The sequence below is a fragment of the Actinomadura rudentiformis genome (genome assembly GCF_008923185.1).
Lineage (GTDB): Bacteria > Actinomycetota > Actinomycetes > Streptosporangiales > Streptosporangiaceae > Spirillospora > Spirillospora rudentiformis.
This window is the reverse complement of sequence record NZ_WBMT01000017.1, coordinates 190,038-215,021: the sequence shown is the minus strand read 5'-3', so window position 1 is coordinate 215,021 and position 24,984 is coordinate 190,038. Positions and strand designations below refer to the sequence as shown.

General features: G+C 71.8%; 21 protein-coding genes. 4 read left to right on the top strand and 17 right to left on the bottom strand.

The genetic code is table 11. From position 1 onward, the window contains the following. Positions 1-20 precede the first annotated feature (20 nt). Positions 21-836, top strand: a complete 816-nt coding sequence (locus tag F8566_RS32700; protein ID WP_151565710.1) for a class I SAM-dependent methyltransferase — start codon at positions 21-23, stop codon at positions 834-836. A gap of 9 nt (positions 837-845) precedes the next feature. Here F8566_RS32700 and F8566_RS32695 read toward each other — a convergent pair whose 3' ends face one another. From F8566_RS32695 to F8566_RS32680, 5 genes are all read right to left on the bottom strand, one after another. Further along, the gene (locus F8566_RS32695; RefSeq protein WP_151565709.1) at positions 846-2,183 is read right to left on the bottom strand and encodes a sensor histidine kinase; all 1,338 of its coding nucleotides are present in this window, start codon (positions 2,181-2,183) and stop codon (positions 846-848) included. A gap of 127 nt (positions 2,184-2,310) precedes the next feature. Then, positions 2,311-2,556 (bottom strand): hypothetical protein, encoded by a 246-nt coding sequence (locus F8566_RS50265; RefSeq protein ID WP_192809973.1) that lies wholly within the window; start codon positions 2,554-2,556, stop codon positions 2,311-2,313. A gap of 17 nt (positions 2,557-2,573) precedes the next feature. Continuing rightward, complete coding sequence (locus F8566_RS50260; protein ID WP_192809972.1) at positions 2,574-3,131, bottom strand: pentapeptide repeat-containing protein; 558 nt, start codon at positions 3,129-3,131, stop codon at positions 2,574-2,576. Between the two features lie 43 nt (positions 3,132-3,174). Continuing rightward, the gene (locus tag F8566_RS32685; RefSeq protein ID WP_151565708.1) at positions 3,175-4,026 is read right to left on the bottom strand and encodes an NAD(P)H-binding protein; all 852 of its coding nucleotides are present in this window, start codon (positions 4,024-4,026) and stop codon (positions 3,175-3,177) included. After that, positions 4,023-5,045, bottom strand: coding sequence for a saccharopine dehydrogenase NADP-binding domain-containing protein (locus F8566_RS32680; RefSeq protein ID WP_151565707.1), 1,023 nt, complete (start codon positions 5,043-5,045; stop codon positions 4,023-4,025). The genes F8566_RS32685 and F8566_RS32680 overlap by 4 nt, the downstream gene beginning before the upstream one ends. A 156-nt stretch (positions 5,046-5,201) precedes the next feature. Between F8566_RS32680 and F8566_RS32675 the strand changes: the two genes are divergently transcribed. Then, positions 5,202-5,804 carry a TetR/AcrR family transcriptional regulator gene (locus F8566_RS32675; protein WP_151565706.1) on the top strand — a complete coding sequence of 201 codons (603 nt, stop codon included), beginning with the start codon at positions 5,202-5,204 and terminating at the stop codon, positions 5,802-5,804. Positions 5,805-5,851: 47 nt separating this feature from the next. Here F8566_RS32675 and F8566_RS32670 read toward each other — a convergent pair whose 3' ends face one another. The 10 genes from F8566_RS32670 to F8566_RS32625 all read right to left on the bottom strand — a co-directional run bounded on the left by F8566_RS32670 (position 5,852) and on the right by F8566_RS32625 (position 19,755). Then, a complete protein-coding gene (locus F8566_RS32670; RefSeq protein WP_151565705.1) occupies positions 5,852-7,108 on the bottom strand; it encodes an ADP-ribosylglycohydrolase family protein in 1,257 nt (418 codons plus the stop codon). Between the two features lie 56 nt (positions 7,109-7,164). Beyond that, entirely contained in the window at positions 7,165-7,488 is a 324-nt protein-coding gene (locus tag F8566_RS32665) for a PGPGW domain-containing protein (RefSeq protein ID WP_151565704.1), read from the bottom strand. Beyond that, positions 7,421-8,251 (bottom strand): phosphatase PAP2 family protein, encoded by an 831-nt coding sequence (locus tag F8566_RS32660; RefSeq protein WP_151565703.1) that lies wholly within the window; start codon positions 8,249-8,251, stop codon positions 7,421-7,423. Before F8566_RS32660 ends, F8566_RS32665 begins: the two co-directional genes overlap by 68 nt. Positions 8,252-8,745: 494 nt before the next feature. Further along, positions 8,746-10,371 (bottom strand): toprim domain-containing protein, encoded by a 1,626-nt coding sequence (locus F8566_RS32655; protein WP_192809971.1) that lies wholly within the window; start codon positions 10,369-10,371, stop codon positions 8,746-8,748. A 51-nt stretch (positions 10,372-10,422) separates the two neighbouring features. Further along, positions 10,423-13,086 (bottom strand): AAA family ATPase, encoded by a 2,664-nt coding sequence (locus F8566_RS32650; protein WP_151565701.1) that lies wholly within the window; start codon positions 13,084-13,086, stop codon positions 10,423-10,425. A 111-nt stretch (positions 13,087-13,197) separates the two neighbouring features. Further along, complete coding sequence (locus F8566_RS32645; RefSeq protein ID WP_151565700.1) at positions 13,198-14,640, bottom strand: RDD family protein; 1,443 nt, start codon at positions 14,638-14,640, stop codon at positions 13,198-13,200. Between the two features lie 22 nt (positions 14,641-14,662). Continuing rightward, entirely contained in the window at positions 14,663-16,240 is a 1,578-nt protein-coding gene (locus F8566_RS32640; RefSeq protein WP_192809970.1) for a serine/threonine-protein kinase, read from the bottom strand. Next, on the bottom strand, positions 16,237-17,814 hold the full coding sequence (locus F8566_RS51695; RefSeq protein ID WP_151565698.1) for a serine/threonine-protein kinase: 1,578 nt from the start codon (positions 17,812-17,814) through the stop codon (positions 16,237-16,239). The genes F8566_RS32640 and F8566_RS51695 overlap by 4 nt, the downstream gene beginning before the upstream one ends. Positions 17,815-17,884: 70 nt before the next feature. Further along, positions 17,885-18,802 carry a serine hydrolase gene (locus F8566_RS32630; RefSeq protein WP_151565697.1) on the bottom strand — a complete coding sequence of 306 codons (918 nt, stop codon included), beginning with the start codon at positions 18,800-18,802 and terminating at the stop codon, positions 17,885-17,887. Further along, positions 18,799-19,755 carry a LysR family transcriptional regulator gene (locus F8566_RS32625; RefSeq protein ID WP_151565696.1) on the bottom strand — a complete coding sequence of 319 codons (957 nt, stop codon included), beginning with the start codon at positions 19,753-19,755 and terminating at the stop codon, positions 18,799-18,801. Before F8566_RS32625 ends, F8566_RS32630 begins: the two co-directional genes overlap by 4 nt. A 123-nt stretch (positions 19,756-19,878) precedes the next feature. Here F8566_RS32625 and F8566_RS32620 point away from each other — a divergent pair, with 123 nt between their 5' ends. Beyond that, positions 19,879-21,528 (top strand): penicillin-binding transpeptidase domain-containing protein, encoded by a 1,650-nt coding sequence (locus F8566_RS32620; protein WP_151565695.1) that lies wholly within the window; start codon positions 19,879-19,881, stop codon positions 21,526-21,528. A 60-nt stretch (positions 21,529-21,588) separates the two neighbouring features. On the opposite strand, the gene F8566_RS32615 is transcribed toward F8566_RS32620, so the two are convergent. Next, positions 21,589-22,647 carry a magnesium transporter CorA family protein gene (locus F8566_RS32615; protein WP_151565694.1) on the bottom strand — a complete coding sequence of 353 codons (1,059 nt, stop codon included), beginning with the start codon at positions 22,645-22,647 and terminating at the stop codon, positions 21,589-21,591. Positions 22,648-22,676: 29 nt separating this feature from the next. Continuing rightward, a complete protein-coding gene (locus tag F8566_RS32610; protein WP_151565693.1) occupies positions 22,677-23,693 on the bottom strand; it encodes a LacI family DNA-binding transcriptional regulator in 1,017 nt (338 codons plus the stop codon). Between the two features lie 78 nt (positions 23,694-23,771). On the opposite strand from F8566_RS32610, the gene F8566_RS32605 reads away from it, so the two are divergent. Then, complete coding sequence (locus F8566_RS32605) at positions 23,772-24,980, top strand: MFS transporter (RefSeq protein ID WP_151565692.1); 1,209 nt, start codon at positions 23,772-23,774, stop codon at positions 24,978-24,980. The last annotated feature ends 4 nt before the right edge of the window (positions 24,981-24,984 follow it).

Below are 24,984 nucleotides of genomic sequence, written 5' to 3'. Positions count from 1 at the left end.
GCGATCGAGGAGACCGCGAGATGATCGAGCAAGAGGACGGCCTGACCGACCGGTACAGCAGCGGTGTGCTGAGCCATGACATCCCGACCGAGCTGACCCGGCTCCAGCTGCTGGAGGAGCATCTCGACCCCGTCACCCTCGGCGTGCTCGGCGCGCGGGCCGAGGATCTCCCCGATTCCGCGCGGTGCCTGGAGCTCGGCGCCGGTGCCGGATCGGTGGCCCGCTGGCTGTCCGGTCGCTTCCCCGCCGGAACGGTGACCGCCGTCGACATCGACGTGCGCTACCTGGACCCGAGCTGGGCACCGAACCTGGTCGTCCAGGAGGGCGACCTCCGGCTCCTCGACTTTCCCACCGGCTCCTTCGACCTCATCCACGCCCGCGCGCTCCTCATGCATCTGCCCGAACGCGAGGAGATCGTGAAGCGCCTCGCGAGCTGGCTGGCGCCGGGCGGCTGGCTCGTCCTTGAGGACATCGCGCACTTCCCGAAGGCCACCTCACCGAACCCGGCCTGGCGCAAGGCCATGACGGCGGTCGTCGACCTCCTCAGCAGCCAGGGGGAGGACACCGAATGGGCCCGGCGCAGGCAACCCGCGATTCTCGCCGACGCGGGACTGGCCGATCTCGGCCTGGCGCTGGAGGTCTTCACCGTCGGCGACGGAGGCGTGGCCGAACGGTTCTGGAGGGTCTTCCTCAACCAGCTCCGGCCGGCCCTCGTCGACCGTGACCTGATCACCGACGGGGAGCTCGACGCCGCGCTCGCGCTCTTCGACGATCCGCGCTTCGTGGACGCCGCCGAGGCCATTGTCAGTGCGTGGGGCCGCCAGCCCACGCCCTGACGCCCGTCCTCAGAGGAGCGGGAGGCGCAGGACGAATCGTGCGCCCTGCTGGCTGTCCTCGATCCGGAGCGAGCCGCCGTGGGCGAGCGCGATGTCGCGGGCGATGGCCAGCCCGAGCCCCGCGCCGCCAGAGCCGCGGCTGCGGGCCGGGTCGAGGCGGGTGAAGCGGTCGAAGACCCGTTCCCGGTCCTCCCGCGGGATGCCGGGGCCGTCGTCGGCGACGATGAGCGACGCCAGCCCGAAATCCTCGTTGTCGCGGCCGACCTCGACGTCGATCGTCTGCTTGGTGTGCCGTTCGGCGTTGTCGAGCAGGTTGCCGAGCAGCCGGGCCAGCTGGAGCCGGACGCCCGTGACCGTCAGGCCGGGGGTCAGGCGGGTGCGCACGTCGGCGCTGCCCGTCCGGGTGGCGACCTCGGCCCGGACGAGCTCGGCGAGGTCGATCTCCTCCTGCACGGCCGCGCCGGTGCCGATCCGGGCGAGCAGCAGCAGGTCGGCGACGATCGACTCCAGCCGGTCGGTGGCGCGCAACGCGGCCTGCGTGGCGGCGGGGATGTCGGTGTCGTCCGGGTACATCGCCAGGTCTTCGAGGTTGACCCGGAGGCCGGTGATCGGCGTGCGCAACTCGTGTGCCGCGTCGGAGGCGAACTGGCGCTGGCGGGTGACCGACTTCTCCAGGCGGTCCAGGGTCTCGTTCGCGGTACGGGCGAGATGGGCGATCTCGTCGGCGCCGGGAGGCTCGGGTACCCGCCTGGCCAGGTCGCTGCCGCTGATCTCGGCCAGTTGCAGGCGGATCTCCTCGACCGGCCGCAGCGTCCTGCCGACGACCTGCCACGTGGTCCAGGCGACCAGCGCGGCCAGCGCCAGCACGGTGAGGGCCAGCAGCAGTTCGAGGAGGCCTGACGTCATCACCCAGGGCAGCCTGCCCGCCCCGTACACCGTGGGGGAGTCGGGCGCCGTCGTCACCCGGATCGCCCACACGGCGTAGCACTCGTCGTCCAGGCACGTGGTCACTGCCTGAACGCGCGACTCAGGACGGGGACGCAGGTCGGCGAGCGGCGGCTGCCCGGCCGCCTTCACGCTGGCCTTCAGCACACGGCCCTCGGGGGAGACGAGCTGCACGAGCGCGGCCCCGTTGGCGTCCTCCTGGATGGGATTGCCCAGCGTGCCCTCACGGACCGCCGCGCTCGCCTGCCGGGCGACGAACTGCGCGTCCTCGAGGGCCCCCTGGGTGAGCATGTTGCGGAGAAGCACGTCGGCCGCGGCGGCGAGCGCGCTCAGCACCAGCACGGCCACCACGGCGGAGATCACGGTGTCTCTCCCGCGGATCGACCGAGGCAGCAGGCGCATGACGACCTCGCTCCGACAAGCCGGATATGTCCGGCAGATTCCGCGGGGAGATCAGCTTAGATCGCTGTTGACCTTGCCGGTGCCGCCTCGCAACAAACCAGGCCACATCCGGCACACGCCGTCATTTTCAGCGGCGAGCCAGAACACGTGCCACGGCGGCCGCGATCACGGTGACCAGGATCCACCCGGCGGCGATGAGCGCGTACGAGAACCACTGGTAGAGGCCCACGGGATCGTACGCGCGCTCCTGGTTGAGGTCGACCAGCGGCAGCAGGAGATCGAGGGCGTAGCTCACCGGATTGAAGTGCGGTGCCTCGCCACGTTTGACGGGTTCTGGTGGCGCCGCCGCGAACACCGCCGCGCCCAACGTCATCAGCAGCCCGAGCCAGATCAGCGGACGCCAGGGCTGATAGCCGTAAGCGACCGTCGCGTCTTGGAGCAGTTCCCGTCCACGACCAGGCCTTCGGCCGCCAGGGCCACGCCCTCGGCGTCCGCGCCCACCTCGGTGCCGATGAGGACGATGTCGCCGGCGATCGTGGCGCGATCGAACCGCAGACCGCCGTCGACCCGGCTCCGATGAAGGTTGACGATCCCCCTGGCGTTCAAGCGCGCGGCGTTGACGCTCGGCATCTCGCAATCGACGAGCCGCACGGTCCCGGTGGTCGCCTCGACGAAACGCAGCGGATTCTCGAAGTGGCAGTGCTCGCACACCAACGGGCAGACCGCGGTGCTGCCCATCAGGTCGAGCCGGCCGGTCACGACGGCGCCGCGTACGCGGACGGCCGGACGGCGACCTGGCTCGTCGCCCGCGGCGCCTAGCAGGAGCGCGGTGAGCACCTCGCCGCGTACGGCCCGTTCAGTGTCGCCGGAACGCAGGTCGACCCACTCCCCGCTGGGGAAGGCCTCCCACAATCGCTGTTCTGGCTCGGTGAGATCCCAGTCGACCATGCCCCCATCCTGGGGCGGCCCGGGCAGGTCGGCCAGGGCCCCGTCAGGGAGCGGTGTACTCGCGCAGGGTGGTGGGCGGGCGGCCGCCGTACTGCTCGATCGCCTCCGTCACGCGGTAGAGCGGATGGTCGTTCGGGCCGAGGAAGCGGAAGATCTCCCACAGCTTCGTCAGGTGGCGGACGGTGTCGGGGTCTCCGTAGGAGGTGAGGGCGCTGCGTTCCCAGTCGTCGGGCGGCACATCGACGTAGGGGACGCCGAAGGCCGCTGCGGCTTCGGCGACGGTCAGCATTTCGCCGGTCAGGCGGATGACGGAATCCGCTTCGGGGACGGGCTCGTCCAGGAGACCAACCGCGACTCTCGCGACGTCGGCGCCCGCGATGAGGGGAAGCAGCGTGTCAGGACCGCCGAAGGGCGCGGCGAGCTCGTTGCGGCCACTGTGGCGGATCAGCACGTCGAGGTTCTCGAAGAAGACCGCTGCTCGCAGGTGGACGGCGCCGACGTTCGCCCAGTCGAAGACCTGCTCCGCCACCCAGTGCTGGCGCATCCGGTGGGTGTTGGCGTCGGGCTCGGCCGCGAGCTGCGAGACCTCGACCACGCGTTCCACCCCGTGCTCGCGGGCCGCCGCGGCGAACGCGGCCGTGGCGTCCAGCAGGCCCTCGGTCACCGGATAGGTGAAGAACGCCCGGCGGACCCCCGCGAGGGCCGGGCGGACGTCGGCGATCTCACGCAGGTCGCCCGTGACGACCTCCGCCCCGAGCTTGCGCAGCTCAGCGGTGCGCTCGTCGTCGGTGCGGACGAAGGCCCGTACGGAGTGGCCGCGTTCGAGCAGAGCCTGGGTGACGAGGCGCCCCGTCGAGCCCTGCGTGCCGCCTGCGGCGCCGGTAACGAGGATCATCCGTCCCACCCCTCGATGATCACGGTGAACGCGCCGAGCCGTTCGAGCGTGCGGAGGAGCACGTCGGCCGGGAAGGCCTCGGCCGGGCTCAGCACGCCGGTCTTGTTCGGCACCTCCATCAGGCGGAGCGCGGCCTCGACCGAGGCGAGGGCGCCGGCGCGCCAGAGGTCGGTGCCGGTCACCCGCCCCGCGCGGCTGCCGTGCGCGGAGATCACCTGGGCGGCGACGGTGAACTCGCTGCGCGCCCGCTCGGCCATCCCGGCGTGCTCGCTGACGAAGACCTGCTCCTCGGTGAACGTCTCGGCGGTGAGCAGGGCCTCGACGGTACGGGCGGGCACGTGCCGCGGGATCATCACGATCTCGCAGGAGGGGAACGGGGCGATCATCGTGCGCGGGCCGAGCGGCGGCGGGAACGGGAAGACGACGTTGCGGGGCTCCACGTAGCCGATGTGGAACTCCCCGCCGGTGTAGGTGATGCGGTCGGTCTCGGCGAACAACTGCGCGGCGGTGTTCTTGGCGCCGGTGGTCATCCGCCAGCCGCTCACCGCGTAGGCCGTGGTCACGCGGTCGATGTCGGGCAGGCCCTCGGCCACGGCGTCGGCCAGGAGGTCGCCGACGCCGCCGTAGAAGCTCATGCCCGGCACCATCGCGATCCCGGCGCTCTGCGCCCTGTCCTGGAAGTCCTCGAAGAGATGCCGGACGTGGTGGGACTCGACCGCGTGGTCGACGTAGTGGCATTCGGTCTCGACGCAGACGGTGGCGATCGGCTCGCCCGTCACCTTGAACGGGCCGGCGCAGTGGATCAGCACGTCCGACTGCTGGGCGAGTTCGCGCAGGGCCGCCGGGTCGTCGAGCGGTGCCCGGAGGACGGGATAGCCGAACTCGGCACCCATGGCCTGGAGCGCGTCGGCGTCGCGTCCGGCGAGGATGACGTTCTGGTTCCGGGAGCGGAGCTCCGCTGCCACCAGGCGGCCGGTGTGGCCGTACGCTCCGTAGACGGCGATGAGCGGCGTGGACATGGCCGGCCCGCTTTCATACTGGGGGTATGTAACCTGATTCGGAAGTTACATACCCCGGGTATGGCCGTCAAGGGAGTTGTGGAAATCCGTTCGAATCCATTCGAACATCGCAGGTGAGCCAGGTGACCCAGGTGGCCGGGTGGGAAGGGAGACGGGATGGCACGTCGGAGTCAGGCCGAACGTTCCGATGCGACGACGGGCCAGTTGACGACCGCGGCGCGGCGGTTGTTCGGTACGGAGGGATACGCGACCACCTCGATCGACGCGGTGGCCGCGGCGGCCGGCGTCACCAAGGGCGCGGCCTACCACCACTTCAAGGGCAAGGCCGACCTCTTCCGGGCGGTGTTCGTGCGCGAGCAGGAGGAGGTCGCCGCCGAGCTCGAACGGGTGGCGCTGGCGGCGCCGGACTCCTGGACCGCGTTGCGGCACGGGGTGCGGGCGTTCCTCGAACGATGCACCGATCCCGCGTTCCGGCAGATCGTGCTGCTGGACGGGCCCGCGGTGCTCGGCTGGGACGGCGTGCGCGAGATCGAGTACGACCACATCCTGCGCGTGCTGACGATGGGCATGCGCGCCGCGGCGGCCGACGGGCGGCTCGCCGACGGCGATCTGCCGATCCGCGCTCAGATGATCTTCGGTGCGCTCTGCGAGGCGGGCATGCTGCTCGCCCGGTCGGGCGACCCCGCCGCAGCGCTGCTCGCGGTCGAGGCCGAGGCCGAGGATCTGCTGAGCGCGTTCGCGCTGGCTCAGACCCGCTAGCCCGGCACGACCCGCCCCGAGCCCAAGCCCGGCGCCCGAAACTCTCCTCAGCCCCAGTAGCCCAGGAGGAGACTGTCGATCATGCCGTGCAGCACGCCACTCTCGTGTGCGTCGTCCCCGCCCTTGTAGATCTCGCCGTCGCGCTCGATCAGCGCCTCGGTGATCTGCCAGCCGCCCTCGACGGGCTGGAAGAACGCCTCGAAGATCTTGTAGCCGGTCCAGCTGCGATGGAAGTGGAGCCGGTCAGCCTCGACGTAGGCGAACCACTTCTCCTCCATCTCCGCCGGGATGACGCCCCGGCGGATCGTCTCCCACTCGTACGGCGCCCAGATCCGGTCGGGCGGCGGCAGCGGCGCGGGCCGCCGCATCGGCTCGGTCTTCCAGTCGCGGGCCGTCGCGGTGACCGGTCTGGTGAACGGCGGGACCACGAGCCATTCGGGCAGGTCCTCGGTGCCCCGCGCCCACCAGATGGGCAGCGCGCCGGGTTCCATCCCGGCCGCGACCATCCCGCCGACGATCGCGCAGGTGGTGTCGACGTCCCCACCGGCCTCGGCGGTCGTCCAGATCGCCTCCTCGAAGTCGCCAGCGTGCTTGGCGGCCGCCCAGAGGGTGAACGGGACCGTGTCCTGCGCGCTGACGTCGCGTCCGTTCCCGAGCTGCTCGGCCACGGCGCGCGCGTCGCTCAGCGGGAGCAACTGGCGGGCCCGCACGATCCCCTCGCGTACGCGGCTCTCGGCGACCCGGTCCAGGACCGCATCGAGGATCTTCCCGGGGGAGCGGTGGCCGGATGCGATCGTCGCGGCGGCGACGGCGACCGCCACCGCTCCGGCCACCGCCTCGGGATGGGTGTGGGTCACGGTGGCCGACCGTTCGGCCTGGTGGGCGGCACGGTGGGGGCTGCCTGCGTAGTACGCGCCGAGCGGCGCCACCCGCATCGCCGCACCGTTTCCCCAGGAGCCCTGGCCGTCGAAGAGGCCCGCGAGTTGCTCCCGCCAGTCGGCCCCCTCCCGGACGAGGCGCAGGAAGCGGTTGGTGGACGGCCCGTAGCCGCGATCGAAGTCATGGTGATGGGCGAAGCGCCCGACGAGCCGGTCCTGGTCGATGTCGCCTTTGGCGAAGGCCAGTTCCAGGACGAGGACGCTTGCCATCTCGGTGTCGTCCGTCCATCGCCACGGTGCGGGCGGCATCGAACGGGATTCCAGCAGGGGACGGTTGGCGGGCACGAAGAACTGGGAGCCGAGCGCGTCACCCACCGCGAGACCCTGCAGCGAGACGAGCGCGCGCTCAAGACGATCAATGGTCATCGGGGGACATTCTCGCACCTGGCGCCCACTCCGGGCGCGAGCGTCCGCCGTCCCGGTCAGTCCTGCGCGGATGCGTCGGCCTTGCCGGCCTTGGCGTGCCTGTCGTCCTTGTCACGGCCGACCCGCCCACGGACCTTCTGCCACTGCTCGTGGAAGCGGGCGCGGGCCCAGTCGTTCGCCCGCTTGGCCGCCTGGAACTCGGTGGCCAGCAGCGCCAACCCGGCGAAGATGGCGAGGATGCCGGGACCCGGCAGCACCAGCATCGCGACGCCCGCGACCATGAGCGCGGTGCCCGCGACGCCGACCGCGACCTTACGCAGCAGCCGTATCCCGGGATGGCGCGGGGATCCGGTCTCCGGCTGCTCCTTCTCCGCCGGCATCAGCTCGGCGTCCGGTAGGGAAGTCAAGTGTCCTCCTGTGGGCGTCGGGCACGGACCGCTTCGGCGGCCGCAGGGTCACAATGGTGACAACGAGCACGGCCGTCGCAACGATCCCGTCCAGCCAGTAATGGTTCGCCGTGGCGACCACCACGAACGTGGTGATCAGGGGATGCAGGACGATCAGCCAGCGCAGGCGGCCGCTGGTGGCCACGATGATCCCGGCCGCCACCAGTACCGCCCAGCCGACGTGCAGCGAGGGCATCGCCGCGAACTGGTTGGCCAGCTGGTCGCTCTCGGGCGATCCGTAGACGGCCGGTCCGTACAGCGCGCCCGTGTCGACGAAGCCCAGCCCGCCCAGCATGCGCGGCGGGGCGAGCGGCACCGCGAAGTGCACGGCGAGCGCCAGGCCGGTCAGCACCACCAGGACCCTGCGCGACCAGCGATAGTGGGCCGGGCGTTTGAGGTAGAGCCACACGAGGAAGGCCGCCGTGACCGGGAAGTGCGCGAACTTGTAGTAGACGTTGGCCGCCCGGACCGCCCGCGGCTCGGCCAGGAGCCAGTCCTGCACCCGCGCCTCGTTCGGCAGCCGCAACGTCCGCTCCAGCTCCCACAGGCGGTCCGCGTTCAGGAAGGCCGTGGCGACGTGATCGGCGGCCAGCACGCGTCCGAGCTTGTAGGCGGCGAAGAGGACGGCGATGAGGAGCAGCTCTTTGCCTGCGCGTCGCCCGGGGATCGGGAGGGTCGGTGCGAACGCGGAATGCATGGAGGCCTCACCCCGTTGTGAAGAACACTCTGCTCTTGTCGGTCACCTGCCTTTCCCTCAGCATTGACCCGTTCCTCGAAAAAAGGAATGGCCGTTTTATATGGTGCTCGTCACATCCGGCCGGCTCTGGTCCATGTCGACCCTTGCCAAGAGAGTCGGGGCTGTGCGAGGGAGTCGGGGCCTGTGCGAGGGAGTCGCGGCGCCGGTGTGCGCCTCCGGCCGGACGCCGCGACTCCTTCCCCCGCTCCGTTCAGTGGATCGCCGCAGGCTTAAGGAACGGCCCCCGACCGTTCCTGCCCCCACTGGCCCTGCCGGCGAGTCCACGGAATTCGTTGAAGCTAACTGGGTACCGCGCAGTAGGTTCACCGGTCTGCCGGAGCAAACGACGAGCGGTACGGCGTGTGCGATGAGTGGCGACCCGTGTGCGACATGTGAATCTCGATCGGCTCGGAGACGCCGTTGCCAAGATGGCCCGTATGCGATGTGGTGGCCCGTCACCTGATATTGCTGACCGTCTCGGTCAGGGCCTCGGTGACCGTGCCGGGAGGTACACCGGTCCGGGCGGACACATGGGCCACCTGGCGGGCGACATCGACCGGGACCGCGCTGCTCGCGATGATCCGGACGGCGGCGCGAACGGCCGACAGGCGCTGCTCGTGAGTATCGAGCGCGCCCCCAGATCGTTCTATTGCGGCATCCAGGACACGATGGCTGAGCTCCTTCTCGGCTCGGAGGGCCTCACGTACCGCGACCCGGCCCTGAGACCGCAGGAGGTCGGCGGGGTCTTGGCCAGGGCCGAACGACACCGTGCCGATCGGGCCCCGGACCTGGGCATCCATCAGCGTGTGCCAGGCACGGAGACTGCCCGTTCTCCCGGCTTCGTCGTCGTCGAGGGCGATGACCAGCCCGGCGATGTCCAGATCGGTGATCTGGGAGAGGGCATGGATCTGCGCGGTCGTGACGGCGGCACCGCAGGTCGCGATGGCGGCGTGGGTACGGGCGGCGGCGACGTTGACGGCGATCGCGTCGAGCGGGCCTTCGACGAGGACGGGACGGGCGCCCCGGACCAGGCGGTCTCGGGTCTCGTGCAGGCCGTACAGCAGCTCACCCTTGTGGAACTGCTCGGTGTCCGGGCTGTTGAGGTACTTCGGCCCCTCCGCGCCGTCGGGGAGCCTGCCGATGAAGCCCGCGACCGCTCCGTCCGGAGCGCGAATGGCGAACATGACCCGATCCCGGAACCTGTCGAGCAGGGCACCGGAACGCCTGCGCCGTGCCAGCCCAGCGGACACGATCGCGTCGTCGGAATGCCCCAACGAACGCAGACGTGCGTGGAGAGCCTGCCCGCTCCTCGGCGCGTACCCGATCTGCCAGCGTCTTTGCACCGCACGGGAGAAACCGCGTTCGGCCAGGTAATCCGGGCCCCAGGAGCTCTCCAGGCAGGCACGGAAGAAACGGTGCGCCGCACGCATGACGTCGGTCGAACGGTCATGATGCTCGAGGCGCCGGCACGTCGCGAGGATGCGGTCACCGATCTCTGGCCCGGCCCAACCTGCGGTTGGCGGGAACGATAGGCGCGGCGGGTCAAGCCCGAGATGTACCAGCACGAGGTACGCGACAGAGTCGGCCTCCACCCGGCGGAGCCCGCGACATCCAGCCAGACCAGGTGGATCGGGACGGTCACCGCGACGCACCACATGGGCGAGCTGATGGGCCAGGTCGGCGAGATCCTCGTCGCCCTGGTAGCCGAGGCGGGCGGCGATACGGTGAAGCTGTTCCCGGCCGCCTTCCGATGCTTGCTCCTGGAGGGGAAGCCCGTCGGTCTGGGCCACGTCGAAGACCGCACGCAGCCTGCCGTCGGGCGTGATGAGGCGGATCCCGGCCTCGCCCTTGCGCACCTGCCGCCCGGCCGCGCGCCACGCCTCGTACGAACGAACGTCGCTCGCCGCACGCCACTGGGCGGCGATCAGCAGCGTGTTGGTGAACCCGTACCTGCCGTATCGCGCCGCGCGTTCGAGCCACCACGTCCAGGGCAGCGTGCCGTCGCGGAGCCGCGCGGTCTCCTGCTCGGCGATCCCGCGCAGCGCGGCCAGCAGCCGTCGCGCCTCCGCGTCGCTGCCCATTGAGCCGATAGAGCCCATGGAGCCCATACGGCCAGTCTCACTCGCGTCCCGCTACAGGTACAGGCCGATCAGCTCTGCCGGCTGCTCCCACAGGGGCGGCAGGTCGTCGGGCGTGAGCGTCACCAGGCCCCGCTTGCTGGGCTTCCGGCGGACGGTGGCCAGGCGCTGGGCCTGGTTGGCCACGGAGAGGTCGAGCAGGTTGCGCATCAACCGGCCGTTGCCGAACGAGGGGCCGCGCGGGACGCGGGACAACATCGAGCGGAGCAGCTCGGTCGTCCCGGGGTCGAGCCGGAAGCCGTCCGCCGTGGCGAGCCGTTCGAAGACGGCGACCAGCTCGTCATCGCTGTAGTCGGGGAAGTGCAGCTGCTTGGGGAAGCGCGAGTCCAGGCCCGGGTTGGCGGCCAGGAACTCGGCCATCTGCTGCTCGTATCCGGCGACGATCACGATCAGGTCGTCGCGGTGGTCCTCCATCAGCTTGACCAGCTCGGCGATGGCCTCGTGCCCGTAGTCGCTCTTCAGCGGCGACTGGGTGAGCGTGTACGCCTCGTCGATGAAGAGCACGCCGCCGAGCGCGCGTTCCACCAGGCGGCGGGTCCGGGGCGCGGTCTGGCCGATGTACTCGCCGACCAGATGCGCGCGGGACGCCTCGACGAGATGGCCGGACGACAGCACGCCGAGCCGCTTGAAGATCTGCCCGAGCAGCCGGGCGACCATGGTCTTGCCCGTGCCCGGATTGCCGGTGAACACCATGTGCCTCGTCGGCGTGCTCACCTTGAGCCCGGAGTCGCGGCGCAGCTGCGTGGCGCGGGCGGTGGCCACCACCAGGCCCAGCTCGTGCTTGACCGACTCCAGACCAGGCAGCTCGCGAAGCTCGGCCCGCGGGTCGTCGGCACCGCCGGACAGGTGCAGGACACGCGGGATGTCCGCCTTGCCGATGACGATCTCGCCGTCCGGGCGGGCCTCGGCGCGGCGCACAAGGAGGTCGGCCAGGTGAGGGGCGAGCCGGGCGTTCCGCAGTGTCTGTACGGGCGGGGTGGCGGCGAGGAGGTCACCGGCGGCGGCGACGGCCTGCCGGGTGCCGCGGGCACCGCGCTCCCGCAGGGCGCGCCGGAACAGCTCGGCGTGCCCCTCGGCGGTGAACGGGCGGGTCCGGGCCACCCGGAAGCGCTGGGGCAGCACGGGGTTGACCTCGCCGATCCGCTCGTCGCCGGTGGCGTCGCACAGCGCCACGACGTTCAGCTCCTCGTGCACGGCCAGCAGCCGGTGCAGTTCCTCGGCCAGGGCCTCGCCGTTGCCCGGATCGGTGATGATCTCGTCCAGACCCTCGATGATCAGCAGCCGTTCCCCGGTGCAGTCGCGGGCGTCGGCCTGCAGCCGCGCCACCGCGTCGGACAGCCGCTGGCCGGCGAACAGGTTGCCGGTGAGCCAGAGCGGATCGCGGCCCAGCGCCAGCGCCTTGCCGAGCTCCTGCGCGGCGTCCCGCTTGCCGGTGCCGTCCGGCCCGACGAGCAGCAGCCGTACGGGGGTCTTGACCGAGGTCTTGCCGCCGTTCTTGGTGAGCTCGGCCAGGACGGCGGTCACCTCGGGCTGGTCGACCAGCTTGGTGACCAGGTCGGGCCGGGCGGGCTCGGACTTCTGCGCGCTCTCCTCGACCTTGAGCGTGTCGGTGAGCGGGTTGACGACGCGGCGCCGCGGCGCGTACAGGCGTCGCAGGTCGGTCTGGAACTGGCCGACCGGGATCCACTCGGTCTTGGGGAACCACGGGTCGCCCGGCAACCCCTGCACGGTCGCGACGAAGCGCATCGCCATGTCCAGCCACGCGCGGCACCCCTCGGCCGCTCCCGCGACGAGGGCGCGGACCAGCCACGCCCGGGTCCTCTCCTGCCACGCGCCCGGCTTGAATCCACGCTTTTCGGCGGCGAACCGTTCCTGGAGCTCCCCGTAACGGTCCTCGCCGAGCGCCAGCGTCAGCTCCGCCGGAACGTGCTCCATGCTGCCCTGCAACAGCAGATGGATCAGGTGCGTCTCGACCGTCTCGTCCCGCGGCGCCACGCTGGCCAGGTGCTCGTACGCCGCGAGCAGACCGGCGGACACCCACTCCAGATAGCCCACCGGACCCATGAGCTCGGGCACCGCCGCGAGGATCTCGTCGTCGGCGTGCCAGTGCCAGATCTCGCGCATCTCCATCTTGGGGAGGTTCACGTCGTGCACCGGCGGGTCGTCGTACAGCCTGATCAGGGCCTTCCGGCGCTGCTCCAGCGGCTCGATGCCCTCCAGCACGTCCAGGCACTCGCGGGCCAGGTCGATCGCCAGCCGCCGGTCGGGTGCCTCGATCAGCCAGTCCACCGGCGGCCGCCACCGGCCGCCGGGCGCGTCCCAGCGCGTCATCCGGGTGCTGATCGGGCCCGGGTTGACCAGGTGCTCGCGCAGCAGCCGCTCGGGCAACTGGGACCACGAGCCCGCCTTGATCGCCCCGCCACCGGGCAGGAACGCCAGCATGCCGAAGATCTCCGCGATCACCAGGGAGGCGGGCAGCGTCAGCAGCTTGTGCTCGTCGGTCGTCAGCCCGGCCGCGCGCGGGTCGCGCGCGAGCCCGTCGATGCGCGTGCTGATCTCCTCGAACAGGCCCGTGGGCACCCGCCAGGGGCCGTACGAGTAGACGTCCAGGACCGGCTCGTCGGTGAGCAGTAGCTCCAGATGCTCCGGAAGCCGCACACGTTCTCCCTTTTAGGCGATCAAAGCGGATAACAGCCTACGGTTCCGAAGGGGATGGACACTCCGTCATTTGGTGCCCGAGGGATTCGCGGGACCGTTGTGGCAGGCGTGTCAGCCGGTACAGGTGGTGCAGGCGAGCAGTGCGGCGGTGGCGGCACCGGCGAACTCGCGGGCGCCGCTGCGGGCCGCGGCCTCGGGCATGGCCCGCTGCTCACCGAAGACCTCGTCGCCGAACTCGTCGAGCCGGTTGCTGCCGCCCTTGAACGTGACCTCGATGACGGCGTTGCGGACGCGCACGACGACGGTACCGACGCCGCTGTCGCCGACCAGTTCCTGGACCGCGTACGTGCCGAACGCCTCATCGCCCAGACCGGGCAGGTCCCGGTAACGGACCGGTCCGCGCTGCCAGGCCCCGGCCGGGCTCTTGTCGGGGTTCTGGGCCCACCAGCGTTCCTGGGCGATCTGTTTCGCGGCGTTGTAGGTCGCCGACCGCTGCCCCACGGCCGCCTTGATCGTGATCGTCGCCGTCAGCTCGCGGGTGATGCGGGTCTTGGGGGCCTTGCCGGCGTCCCGGGTCGACTTCCAGGCGCAGGTCCACTTCTCGGTGCCCCGGCCCGGCCGTCCCGTCGCGGCCGGGACGAGGCGGCTCAGAACCGGTTTCGGGAACAGCGCGCAGGCGTCCTCGATCTGCCTGAACTCGGGCCCGGTGGGTGTCGTCATCCGGGGATCGGGCTGCACGCCGCCCATCTCGGCGGGCCAACTGGGCAGTGAGGTCGGCGGCATCGAGATCGAGGGAACGGCCCGTCCGGGAGTGGCGGCACCGGTGCCGCCCGGGCCCGTGGCCTTCGTGCTGCGTTCGGGGGCGGCCACCGCGACGGCGATGCCCGTGCCGCCCAGCAGCACGACCGCCGCCAGCACCGCCGGGATCATGAGCGGGCGGCGCGGCGGGGTCGCGTCGGCGACCACCACGGTGCGCGCGATCTTGTCGTGCAGGCACTGGCGAAGCGGCTTGTCCCAGAGCAGCCACAGGGTGTTGAGGAGGTTGACCACCCCGATCAGCGGCAGCACGCCCAGGAACATGAACAACACGGGATAGGCGGCGGCCCGCCCCAGCCCGCGCCCGGCGCCCAGCGGAGCCCAGAGCCCGGTCGCGGGAGCCACCCGGAGCTTCATGATCCGCTTGCCGAGGGTGCGGCCCCACAGCGCCAGCTGCAGCCCCTCGTAGAGGTACAGCGTGCCGAAGATGATCAGAAAGATCCCGGCGATGGCCGCTCCGGGCGGGTCGCCGTCGGCGTTCCGGGGCACCGCCTGGATCAGGCCGACCACCAGCAGGACCGCGACCGTCGTGGCGATCGGGATGTCGATGAGCCGGGCGACCAGGCGCCGCCCGGGCTGCGCCATGTCGCCGTCCACGGCGGGAGTGACGGGCGGCGTCCAGCCCGGGGCGGCGGGCTGCGCACCATGGGGTCCCTGCGGACCTGGCTGAGGCGCGTACGCCGGGTCGCTAGGCGCGTACGCCGGGTCGCTCCACGGCGACCGCTCCTGCTCCTGCACGCGTGCAACCCCTTCCCGCTCGTCAGGACGAGCGCTTGATCGACGCGGCCAGCAGGCGCGCCGCCTTGATCGCCTGATCGCGCACCTGGGTGGGCGTGCGGCCCCGCTCGGACCCGTACCGGACCTCCACGAGGAGGCTCCCGGACCGGAAGTACACCGTCGACTTGGGAGCCGTGGCCGGTTCGACCAGGACGAACGCCTCGTCGCCCAGGTTCTTGAGGTCGTTGAACGGCCGCCCCGGGTCGGGGCTGCCGTTGCGCGGTGCGTAGGTGTCCCGCGTATCGGCGAAGCGTGCCTGCGCGGACCCGGCGGCGGCCCCGGGCGCCTCGCCCTCGACCTTCACGTTGAGCTCGTCCCTGCCCGGTGACCCTCCGGCCGCGGATGGGCTCCAGATGCAGCTCTTGTTGGGCCTCTTCGTGGTCTGGTCGGTCGAGGCAGCGGGCTGGACGGTGAAGCCTGGGACCAGTTGCTCCGCTTGCGCGGGCGTGAGGAGCGTGCAGACGGAAGGCAGCTTCGCCGGGGCGGCCGCCGCGGGTGGCGCAGCCGAACGAGGTGGACCGGCCGAGGAGCCGCTCGCGTCTGGACGGGGCTTCTCTTCGGAGCCGGTCGGCCAGAACACGATCGTCAGGACGACCGCGAGGGCCGCGATCACGGCGGCGGCCGCTGCGGCGATCGGGGCTTTGCCGCGCCGCCCGGTGCCGGCGGGTTCGGTCGGCCGCTCGAGAGGACCTGCGGCGGGCGGCGGTCCGGGAGGCAGCCGTACGGGCTGGGTGGCCGGCAGGGGCCGGCCTGCGGCCACGGCGCCGAGCCATTGCTCCGTCCCCTGCGCGTTCAGCCGTACGGCCGGATCCTTGGCCAGCAGCGCCATCAGCACCGGCGCCAAGGGCCCGGCCTTGCGCGGCGGTTCGACGGGCTCGGTGAGCACCGCCCCGAGCGTGCCCATGACCGTGGTGCGGCTGAACGGCGTGCGCCCTTCGACCAGCACGTACAGCGTCACGCCCAGCGACCACAGGTCGGACTCGGGGCCGCCGTGTTCGTGCCGGACCCTTTCGGGTGCCATGTAGGCGGGCGAGCCGATCAGCGCGCCGGTCTCGGTCAGCGTGGTGTCGCCCGCAAGCGAGGCGATCCCGAAGTCGGTCAGCACCGCGCGACCGTCGTCCCGGAGGAAGATGTTGGCGGGCTTGACGTCGCGGTGGAGGACGCCGCGTTCATGCGCCGTCCGGAGCGCCGCCAGCACGTCCAGGCCGATCGCGGCGGCGCGTTCCGGCGGCAGCGGCCCGTCCTCGGACAGCACCGCGTCCAGCGAACGGCCGGGGAGCAGGTCCATGACGATGCACGGCCGCCCGTTCTCGTCGACCACGTCGTGCACCGTGACGATCGAAGGATGCCTGAGCAGGGCCGCCGCACGCGCCTCGCGCATGGCCCGCTGGGCCGCCATCGCCTGCCGGTCCGGGGTGAGGCCGGCGGGCAGGAGGAGCTCCTTGACCGCGACGTCCCGGCCGAGTGCCTCGTCCCGGGCCTGCCAGACCACGCCCATGGCGCCCTGGCCGAGCCGCCGCACCAGGCGGTAGCGCTCGGACAACACCCGTTCGCCGGTCATGCCCGCCTGGCCAGCGCATGCGCCGTCCATCGCGCGGCCTGCAGCGCGTCACCCGGGCCGCCCGCTCCCCGGAAATACGCGTACTCGACGTGCACGACGCGCGTCTTGAGCCGGTAGACGACAGTTGCCTTGTCCATGGGCTTGTCCACGCCCCGTGTCTCGAACGAGTAGGCCTCGTCACCGAGACCGGAGACCTCCTGCGCGGGAGTCGTGCGCCCACGTCCGCCCGTGAAGCCGAACTCGGGCCACCCCCACATATGCGTCGAGGGCTTCGTGTCATTTCTCTTGGCGCTCACGAACGTCAGATGCGCGTCGGCAGGAGTCTCCGGTTTGACACTTCGCTCGTAGCGCGGCTCCAGTTCGACGGACAGGCCGCGGCGCTGTACGCCCCAGGCACAGCCCAGCACGCCCTGCTCCTGCTGGCGCTGGGGTGTGCCGTTCGGCAGCAACCGCCGCAACTGCTCAGGCGTCAGCACCGTGCACAGATCGAGCTTGGCCGCGGTCGGCGTGGACTTTTCCGTTGGCGTGCCCGCGGACGCGCCCGTCGGCGTCGCCGACGTGGTCGGCTGCCCGGTCGCGCCGCCGCCTCCCTTTCCGTCGTTCTGGGAGAACGCGACCGCCGACGTCGCGACCACCGCGACAAGGGCGACCGCTCCGACCCCCGCCAGGACGAAGCCTGTCTTCCCCCGGTTTTGGGGTCCCGCAGGTGGTGGAGCCAGAGGTGACGCGGCTACGGGCGGCGCTGGATCCCGGAGACCGGAAGGCCGTCCCTGCGCCACGTTCTGCAGCACCTGGCGCGTCTCCTCGACCGACAACCGCGCCGCGGGATTCTTGTTGAGGAGGTACCACAGCAGCGGCGCCAGCGAACCCGAGCGGCTCGGCGGCCTCGGCTCCTCGGTGAGAACGGCCCCGAGCACGGCCATCGAGCTCTCGCGTTCGAACGGCGCGCGGCCCTCGACCGCCGCGTACAACGTCGCCCCCAGCGACCACAGGTCGGACTCCGGCCCGGCCGCCTCCTCCCGCAGCCGTTCGGGCGCGATGTAGCCGGGCGACCCCACCAGTGCCCCCGTCCTGGTCAGCGACGAGTCGGTCTCGATGTCGGCGATGCCGAAGTCGGTGAGCACCACCCGGTCCCCGGCGAGCAGCACGTTGCTCGGCTTGACGTCGCGGTGCAGCACGCCGCGCCTGTGCGCCGCCTCCAGCGCGTCCAGCAGCCGCAGTCCGATCCGAGCAGCCTCCGCCGGTGACCGCGGCCCGTTCTCCCGGATCACCTGATCGAGCGAGACGCCCTGGACCAGCTCCATGACGATCCACGGCCGGCCGTCCTCGATGACCACGTCGTGCACCGTGATGACGCTCGGGTGGTCGATCAGGGCGGCCGCCCGCGCCTCCCGCTGCGCCCGCTCGCCCATCACCCGTCGGTCATCGGGGGACAGCCCCTCGGGCAGCTGGATCTCCTTGACCGCCACTTCGCGCCGGAGCACCTCGTCCACGGCCGCCCACACCGTTCCCATGCCGCCGCTGCCGAGCCGCGAAACGAGGCGGTACCGGCCGGCCAACACGAGATCAGACATCTATGAATCCCTCCAAGCGCCCATACGATACCGAGACAGCCCAGATGGGACGTTCCGCATCTGCACCGGATCACCCCGGGCGGCGGAGGGCCTCGACGGCCAGGCGGGCGGAGACGCCGATGACCGCGTCCGCCTGGGGGAGGACCGCGGTCGGCAGGAGCGAACGGGTGAAGACGGCCACCGCGTAACGTCCGCCGTCCGGGTACTCGACCACGCCGATCTCGTTGCGGATCGTGGGCAGCGTGCCGGTCTTGCCGCTCACCCGGACGTCGTCGTACGGGAAGCCGGACGACAGCCGGTGCGGCCAGACCTGCAGGCCGAACAGCCGCCGCATCTGGGCGCACTCGCCGGGCGGGGCGGCCTCGTCCCGCCAGATCATGCCCATGAGCCGGGCCATCTCGCGCGGCGTGCTGCGGCTCGTGGTCAGCGGGTCGAGGGCCCGCAGCCGGCCGAGCACGCCGGGTTCGTCGAGCATCCCCCACAGCTCGCCGAGGCTCTCCACCCCGCCGTCCCGCAACATCGAGTCGAAGAGGTCACTGCCGGTGCCGGCGACGTGGGTGCGGTGGAGGCCGAGCTCGGCGACGGCGTCGTTGACCGCGCCGACCCCCACCCGATCCATGATCGTGTCAGCGGAGGTGTTGTCGCTCACCGTGATCATGAGGCAGGCCAGGTCGCGCAGGGACATCCGTACCTCGTCGAGCATCACCGAGATGCCGGTGGGCCCGTCGCCGCGGTCCTCGGGCCGCAGGGTGACCGGCTCGCGGGGGTCGAGGAGCCCGGCCGCCGCCTGCCGGTAGAACGCGACCAGCAGCGGCACCTTGAAGACCGAGGCCAGCACGACCGGCTCGTCCGCCCGTACGCCGATCTCGCGGCCGGTGTCCAGGTCGGTGGCGTGCAGGAAGCCGGTGACCCCGGCGTCCTGGAACGCCGCCTCGATCCGCGCCGTCGCGTCCGGACGGCGGGCGGAGCGGTTGCCGACGGGGGTCATGCCAGGAAGCCCGACGCCGGCCGGGGGACGACGCGCCGCACCGGGCCGGGGGTGAGCGGCGCCATGCCCGCCTCCCGCTTCAGGACGGCGGTGGCGACGGCGGTGAACTCCTTGACGGCATGCTGGTCGCCGGTGCCCTGCTGCCAGGCGCAGGACGTCCGCCACATCAGCGGCGCGCCGATGAGCGGGCGCCAGGTGACCCCGGCCGTGTCCTCGGCGCGGGCCGCGAGCGCCACCGCGGTGCCCGCGAGCACAAGGCCGAGCGCGAACTGCGGATGCCTCGCCTCATGGACCACCGGCGGATCGTAGCCGTTCCGGCGGCAGCCCGCGATGAGCTCGTCGTACGTCCCGGGGGCGTCCTCGCGGGGTGGGACGACCAGCTCGTGACCCGTGAGGTCGGCGAGATGGAGGTCGGCGGCCGCCGCGAGCGGGCCGGCGGCGGGCACCAGCACGCCGACCTGCTGGCTCAGCATCGGGCCGAAACCGAGATCGCGCGCGTCGCACGGGTGCCGGACGACACCGACGTCGAGGGCGCCCTCGGTGAGGGCGCGCACCTGCTCGGCCGAGCCGATCTCGCGCAGGTCCAGGCGCAGGTCAGGGCACCGGTCGCGGAACGCGGAGATCAGCGCGGCGACCACGGCGCCGCCCAGGTCGGGCGGGAGACCCGCACGCACGGTGCCGATCTCGCCTAGCCTGGCCCTCTCGGCGAGGGAGTGCACACGTTCCACGCGGGTGAGGATCTCACGCGCCTCGTCGACCAGCAGCCGGCCGGCGGCGGTGAGCTCCACGCGGCGGCTGGACCGGTCGAAGAGCCGCACGCCCAGCTCCTTCTCCAGGCGCTGAATCCGCTGGCTGAGCGGGGGCTGGGCCATGCCGAGCCGTTCCGCCGCCCGGCCGAAGTGGAGTTCTTCGGCGACGATGACGAAGCAGTTCAGGTGCCCGACCAGATTCACGACCAGGAACTATATCAATCTTCATATCCCACCGAAATCGATACTCATCTTGGACTTTTAGCTGGTCAGATGGTGTCCTGTCGGCGTCGCAACCTTGTGCCGCGGCGTTGAGGAGGAGTGTGGATGCGCCGATCGCGTGTGGTCATCGCCCTGGTGGCGGCCTTCGCCGTGCTGCTGGGAGGGGGAACCGCCTGGTGGCTCCTGACGGGCGACGACGGACCGGAGGACACCGCGAAGGGCTACCTCGCCGCCTGGGAACGCGGTGACGTCGCCAAGATGCGCGCTCTCACCGCCGACCCGCCTGCCGACTTCGACAAGCGTTTCGCGCAGTTGCGCGAGGATCTCGGCGTGGTACGGCAGAAGTACGAGCCGGGCTCGATCGGCAAGCCGGACGGGGACGAGGCGGGCGGCTCCTACAAGGCCACGCTCACCCTCGCCGGCAACCGCGACTGGTCGTACGTCGGCATGCTCCCGTTCACCAAGCGGGACGGTGAATGGCGGGTGGCCTGGTCGCCACAGGTCATGTACCCGACCCTCAAGGAAGGGCAGCGGCTCAAGGCCGCCCGCACCTGGCCGACCCGTGCGGGGATCACGGCCGCCGACGGCAGCAGCCTGGCGGACTCCTCGTCGGGCTCCGTCCAGCAGCTCGCCGGACCGGTGGGGCCGGCCACCGCCGACGCCGCCAAGAAGCTGGGCGCCCCGTACCGTACGGGTGACCCGGTGGGCGCCGATGGGCTCCAGCGGCAGTACGAGCGGCGGCTGGCAGGGACCCCCGCCCTGGCCGTGCAGATCGTCGGGGCCGACGGCAAGGCCGTGAAGACGTTGCAGCGGTTCGGCGGCGCAGACGGCCAGCCGGTCCGCACGACCCTGGACCTGAAGGTGCAGAAGGCCGCGGGTGACGCCCTCGCCGACGTCCGCAAGCCCGCCTCGATGGTCGCGTTGCGCCCGTCCACCGGCGAGATCCTCGCGGTCGCCAACAAGCCCGGCGGCTACAACCGGGCGCTGATGGGGCGCTACCCGCCGGGCTCCACGTTCAAGGTGGTCACCGCCGCGGCGCTGGTGGCCGACGGGCTGGACGCCCGCAGCCGGGTGCCCTGCCCGGCGACCACCAACGTCGGTGGCCGCCAGTTCAAGAACTACAAGAACGAGGACTTCGGCACGGTCACGTTCCGCGACGCGTTCGCGCACTCGTGCAACACCACGTTCGCGCGGCTCGCGGTCGACAAGCTGGGCCAGAAGCGGCTGACGCAGGTGGCCGACCAGTTCGGCTTCAACGTGCCGATCATCACCGGGCTCCCCGCCGTCCGGGCCTCGTTCCCCCAGGCCAAGGACGACACGGCGTTCGCGTCCGCCTCGTTCGGGCAAGGTGAGGTGCTGACCAGCCCGCTCAACATGGCGAGCGTCGCCGCGGCCGCGGCCAGCGGCACCTGGCGGTCGCCGCGCCTGGTCGACGCCGCGCTGGCGTCGCAGGCGGTGGACGCGGGCGGGCGCAAGCCCGAGCAGCCGCACGCTCTGGAGCCGGGGGTGCGACGGGCCCTGCGCACGCTGATGCCCGCGGTGGTCAAGGAGGGCACGGCGGCGGACGTCAGGTTCCCCTCCGGGACCGCGGGCAAGACGGGGACCGCCGAGTTCGGTTCCGGCGCCGAGCCGCCCACCCACGCCTGGTTCATCGGCTACCGGGGCGACGTCGCGTTCGCGGTGATCGTCGAGGACGGCGGCACCGGTGCCGGGGCCGCCGCCCCCATCGCCGCCAAGTTCCTGCGCGGCCTGTGAAGCTGTGACTCCTTGGTCGTATCGGATCCAGTTGGTCGGTATCAGAGCCGGTGGCCGGTCTCAGAGCCAGTCGCGACGCTTGAAGACGACGTAGAGCCCGACGCTGCAGATGATCATGATCGCCGTGCTCACGACGAAGCCCCAGTGCGAGTCATATCCGGGATACGGCACGTTCTGCCCGTAGAAGCCGGTGACCGCCGTCGGGACCGCGATGATGGCCGCCCAGCTGGTGACCTTCTTCATCACCTCGTTCAGCCGGTTGCCCTGCAGCGCGATCCGCGTGTCCAGCAGGTTTCCGACCATGTCGCGCAGGCCGTCGGTGAACTCCGCGACCCGCATCGCGTGGTCGTAGACGTCCTGGTAGTAGGGGACGAGCGGGGTCTCGACGATCGCCAGGTCCCGGCGCAGCAGGGTGTTCACGAGCTCGCGCATCGGCAGCGCGACCCGGCGGAGGCTCGCCAGGTTGCGGCGGAGGTTGAAGCTGCGCCGCTGGACCTCGCGGACCGGATAGGTGTCGTCGAACACCAGGTCGCCCAGCTCGTCGGCCTCGGCGTCGAGCATCTCGACCGCGTCCAGCTGGGCGTCCACCACCATGTCCAGCAGGTTGTAGAGCAGGTAGGGCACGCCGTGCGCGGTCAGTTCGGGCCGCTCGATGGCGGGTGTGTCGTCCCAGCGCCGGATGAGCGCGTCGACGTCGAAGCCGGTGTCCTGCCGGACCGTGACCAGGGCCCGGCCGGTCACGAACGCCGACACCTCGTGCAGTACGAGATCCCCTTCGGCGGAGCACTCGGCCGAGTAGACGTTGAGGAACGCGTAGTCGCCGTACCGGTCGAGCTTGGTCCGTTCATGCCGGGAGACCGCGTCCTCGACCGCGACCGGGTCCAGGCCGAGCTCGTCGGCGACGCGCCGGAGGCCCTCGTGGTCCGGCCCGCACAGATCGAGCCAGACGACGTGGTCGGGCTTGCCGAGATAGTCGCTGATCTCGGCGACCGGGAAGCCCTCCGCCTCGACCTTGCCGTCCCGCCAAGCCCGGGTGCGCGGTGGCCGGACGCCGATCCGGTCGCCGGCGTGCGCCGCCGGATCGACCTCAGTGGGGATAACGGAGGGGATCTCAGCCATGGGATCTATCTAGCCTTGGCACGCGCCGCCTAACCTGACGTCCGGGGGCGGGCGGTCGAGCCGCGGACGACCAGCTCACCAGGGAGGGGACTCGGGCGCGGGTCGCCGCCCTTGAGGAGCGCGAGCAGGGAGGTCATGCCCTCGGCGCCGAGACCCTCGGCGGGCAGCCGCACGGTGGTCAGCTCCGGCTCCAGCGCGGTGGCCAGCTGCACGTCGTCGAAGCCCGTGACCGACAGATCGCCCGGAACGTCCAGGCCGCGCGCCCGGGCGGCCTTGTAGGCGCCGGCGGCGATGAGGTCGTCGTCGCAGACCAGCGCCGTCGGCCGGTCCGGGCCGTCGAGGAGCAGGCCCGCCGCGTCGCGGGCCGAGCCCACCTCCAGGGCGCCGCTCGCACGGGTGTAGGAGCCGCCCGGCAGCGCCTTGACGGCCGTGGCGAGCGCCTCGCCGCGGGCGTGGAACGTCCACTGGTCGATCGAGGCCGCGACGTGCCCGATCCGGCGGTGGCCGAGCTCCGCCAGATGTGCGGCGACGGCCCGCATGCCGTTGGCGACGTCGAAGACGACCGTGGGCACCGGGTGATCGGAGCCGTCGCCCGCCGGGTCGCTGTCGAGCATCACGACCGGCGTGTCGCGGAACTCGCTCGCCACGTCGGTGGCCAGCGAGGACGCGATGATGCCGTCGATCGCCTCGTGCGGCGCGGCGAACGGGCTGTCGGCGGGGCCCGCGTCGTCGGGCCACGGATAGGCCACGATCCCGAAGCCGTGCTCGGCGGCGACCCGCGCCGCCCCTCGGTAGACCTCGCCGAAGAACGGGGCGGTCAGCGTGGGAACGATCAGGAGCACGGTCCGGGTGGAGCCGAGCCGCAGATTGCGAGCCGCCAGGTTGGGACGGTAGCCGAGCCGTTCGGCGGCGTCCCGCACCGCCTGGGCGGTGGCGGGGGAGACCCGGCCCGCCGCCTTCCCGCCGAGCACCAGGGACACCGTGGACTGCGAGACCCCGGCCTCGTGCGCAACGTCCCTGCTCGTAGGGCGTCCGGTAGCCGACACGGAAATCAGGGTAGAGGGAGACCCCTCCTTAGTGGTACGTATGACGGAACAAGTAATACGTATGACTTCGGAGAGCGGATGCGCGCCTACGGCGAATTCCTGCGGCTGCCCTACGCGGGGCGGCTGCTCGGCGGCACCCTGCTGGGACGCCTGCCCAACGGCATGGGCATGCTGGCGGTGGTGCTGCACGTACGGGCCGAAGGCGGTGGCTATCCACTCGCCGGGGCCCTCGGGGCGGTGCTGGGCCTGGCCACCGCGGCGGGCCAGCCCGTACTCGGCCGCATCATGGACAGACTCGGCCAGCCGCGCGTCCTGCTGCTGTCCGCCTTGGCGTCGGCGGCGGGATTCACCCTGCTCGCCGTGGTCGGCGCGGATCCGTTGCCGCTCGCGATCGGGGCGGTGGTCCTCGCCGGGTTCGCCACCCCGCCGCTGGAGGCCGGACTGCGGGCGCTCTGGCCCGCGGTGCTGCCCGGCCCGGCCCAGGTGCAAGCCGCCTACGCGCTGGACGCGGCCGCACAGGAGATCCTCTTCACCATCGGCCCGCTGCTGGTCGTTGCCGCCGCCGCGCTGTCCACCGAGACCGCGCTCGTCCTCACCGGCGCGATCGGGATCGCCGGGACGCTGGTCATCACGACGTCACGTCCCTCCCGCGAGTGGCGCGGCGAGCCGCGCGCCGCCGACTGGGCAGGCCCGCTGCGTTCGCCCGGCCTGCGCGTCCTGCTGCTCTCGCTCACCTTCGCGGGGGTGGCGCTGGGGGTGTACGCGGTCGCCGTGGTGGCGTACGCCGAACGGCTGGACGATGACCTGGCTTCGGGGCTGCTGCTGGCCGCGATGTCCGCCGGGGCTCTCGCGGGTGGCCTGGTCTACGGCGCACGGCCGTGGCCGGGCGAGGCGCACCGCCGCCTACCCTGGCTCCTCGCCGCCCTCGCCGCGGGCTACCTCCCCCTGATGTGGGCGCCCGGCCTGCCCGCCATGACGGTTCTCGCGTTCCTCAGCGGGATCTTCCTCGCGCCCGTGCTGGCGTGCAGCTTCTCCCTGGTGGACCGGCTGGCGCCGACCGGCACGGTCACCGAGGCCTTCGCCTGGGTGGTCGCCGCGGTCGGCGCGGGCACTTCGCTCGGCGCTGCGGTCTCGGGAGTCGGCCAGGACCTGGCGGGAGTCCCGGGCGCGTTCGCCGGAGCCGGCGCCGGGGGCGTCCTCGCCCTGCTGGTCTGCCTCCTGGGCGTGCGCAGTCTCCGCCCAGCCCCGGCCCGCCCGCCGTCGGTGCCCGTCGCGGTGGAGGCGTGACGGG

Coding starts and splice junctions, on each gene's coding strand:
- F8566_RS32605 (WP_151565692.1), top strand. CDS start 23,772: ATGCGCGCCTACGGCGAATTCCTGCGGCTGCCCTACGCGGGGCGGCTG.
- F8566_RS32620 (WP_151565695.1), top strand. CDS start 19,879: ATGCGCCGATCGCGTGTGGTCATCGCCCTGGTGGCGGCCTTCGCCGTG.
- F8566_RS32680 (WP_151565707.1), bottom strand. CDS start 5,045: ATGTCCACGCCGCTCATCGCCGTCTACGGAGCGTACGGCCACACCGGC.
- F8566_RS50260 (WP_192809972.1), bottom strand. CDS start 3,131: ATGGTCGACTGGGATCTCACCGAGCCAGAACAGCGATTGTGGGAGGCC.
- F8566_RS32665 (WP_151565704.1), bottom strand. CDS start 7,488: ATGCCGGCGGAGAAGGAGCAGCCGGAGACCGGATCCCCGCGCCATCCC.
- F8566_RS32655 (WP_192809971.1), bottom strand. CDS start 10,371: ATGGGCAGCGACGCGGAGGCGCGACGGCTGCTGGCCGCGCTGCGCGGG.
- F8566_RS32675 (WP_151565706.1), top strand. CDS start 5,202: ATGGCACGTCGGAGTCAGGCCGAACGTTCCGATGCGACGACGGGCCAG.
- F8566_RS32615 (WP_151565694.1), bottom strand. CDS start 22,647: ATGGCTGAGATCCCCTCCGTTATCCCCACTGAGGTCGATCCGGCGGCG.
- F8566_RS32630 (WP_151565697.1), bottom strand. CDS start 18,802: ATGACCCCCGTCGGCAACCGCTCCGCCCGCCGTCCGGACGCGACGGCG.
- F8566_RS50265 (WP_192809973.1), bottom strand. CDS start 2,556: ATGACGTTGGGCGCGGCGGTGTTCGCGGCGGCGCCACCAGAACCCGTC.
- F8566_RS51695 (WP_151565698.1), bottom strand. CDS start 17,814: ATGTCTGATCTCGTGTTGGCCGGCCGGTACCGCCTCGTTTCGCGGCTC.
- F8566_RS32685 (WP_151565708.1), bottom strand. CDS start 4,026: ATGATCCTCGTTACCGGCGCCGCAGGCGGCACGCAGGGCTCGACGGGG.
- F8566_RS32700 (WP_151565710.1), top strand. CDS start 21: ATGATCGAGCAAGAGGACGGCCTGACCGACCGGTACAGCAGCGGTGTG.
- F8566_RS32660 (WP_151565703.1), bottom strand. CDS start 8,251: ATGCATTCCGCGTTCGCACCGACCCTCCCGATCCCCGGGCGACGCGCA.
- F8566_RS32695 (WP_151565709.1), bottom strand. CDS start 2,183: ATGCGCCTGCTGCCTCGGTCGATCCGCGGGAGAGACACCGTGATCTCC.
- F8566_RS32640 (WP_192809970.1), bottom strand. CDS start 16,240: ATGACCGGCGAACGGGTGTTGTCCGAGCGCTACCGCCTGGTGCGGCGG.
- F8566_RS32670 (WP_151565705.1), bottom strand. CDS start 7,108: ATGACCATTGATCGTCTTGAGCGCGCGCTCGTCTCGCTGCAGGGTCTC.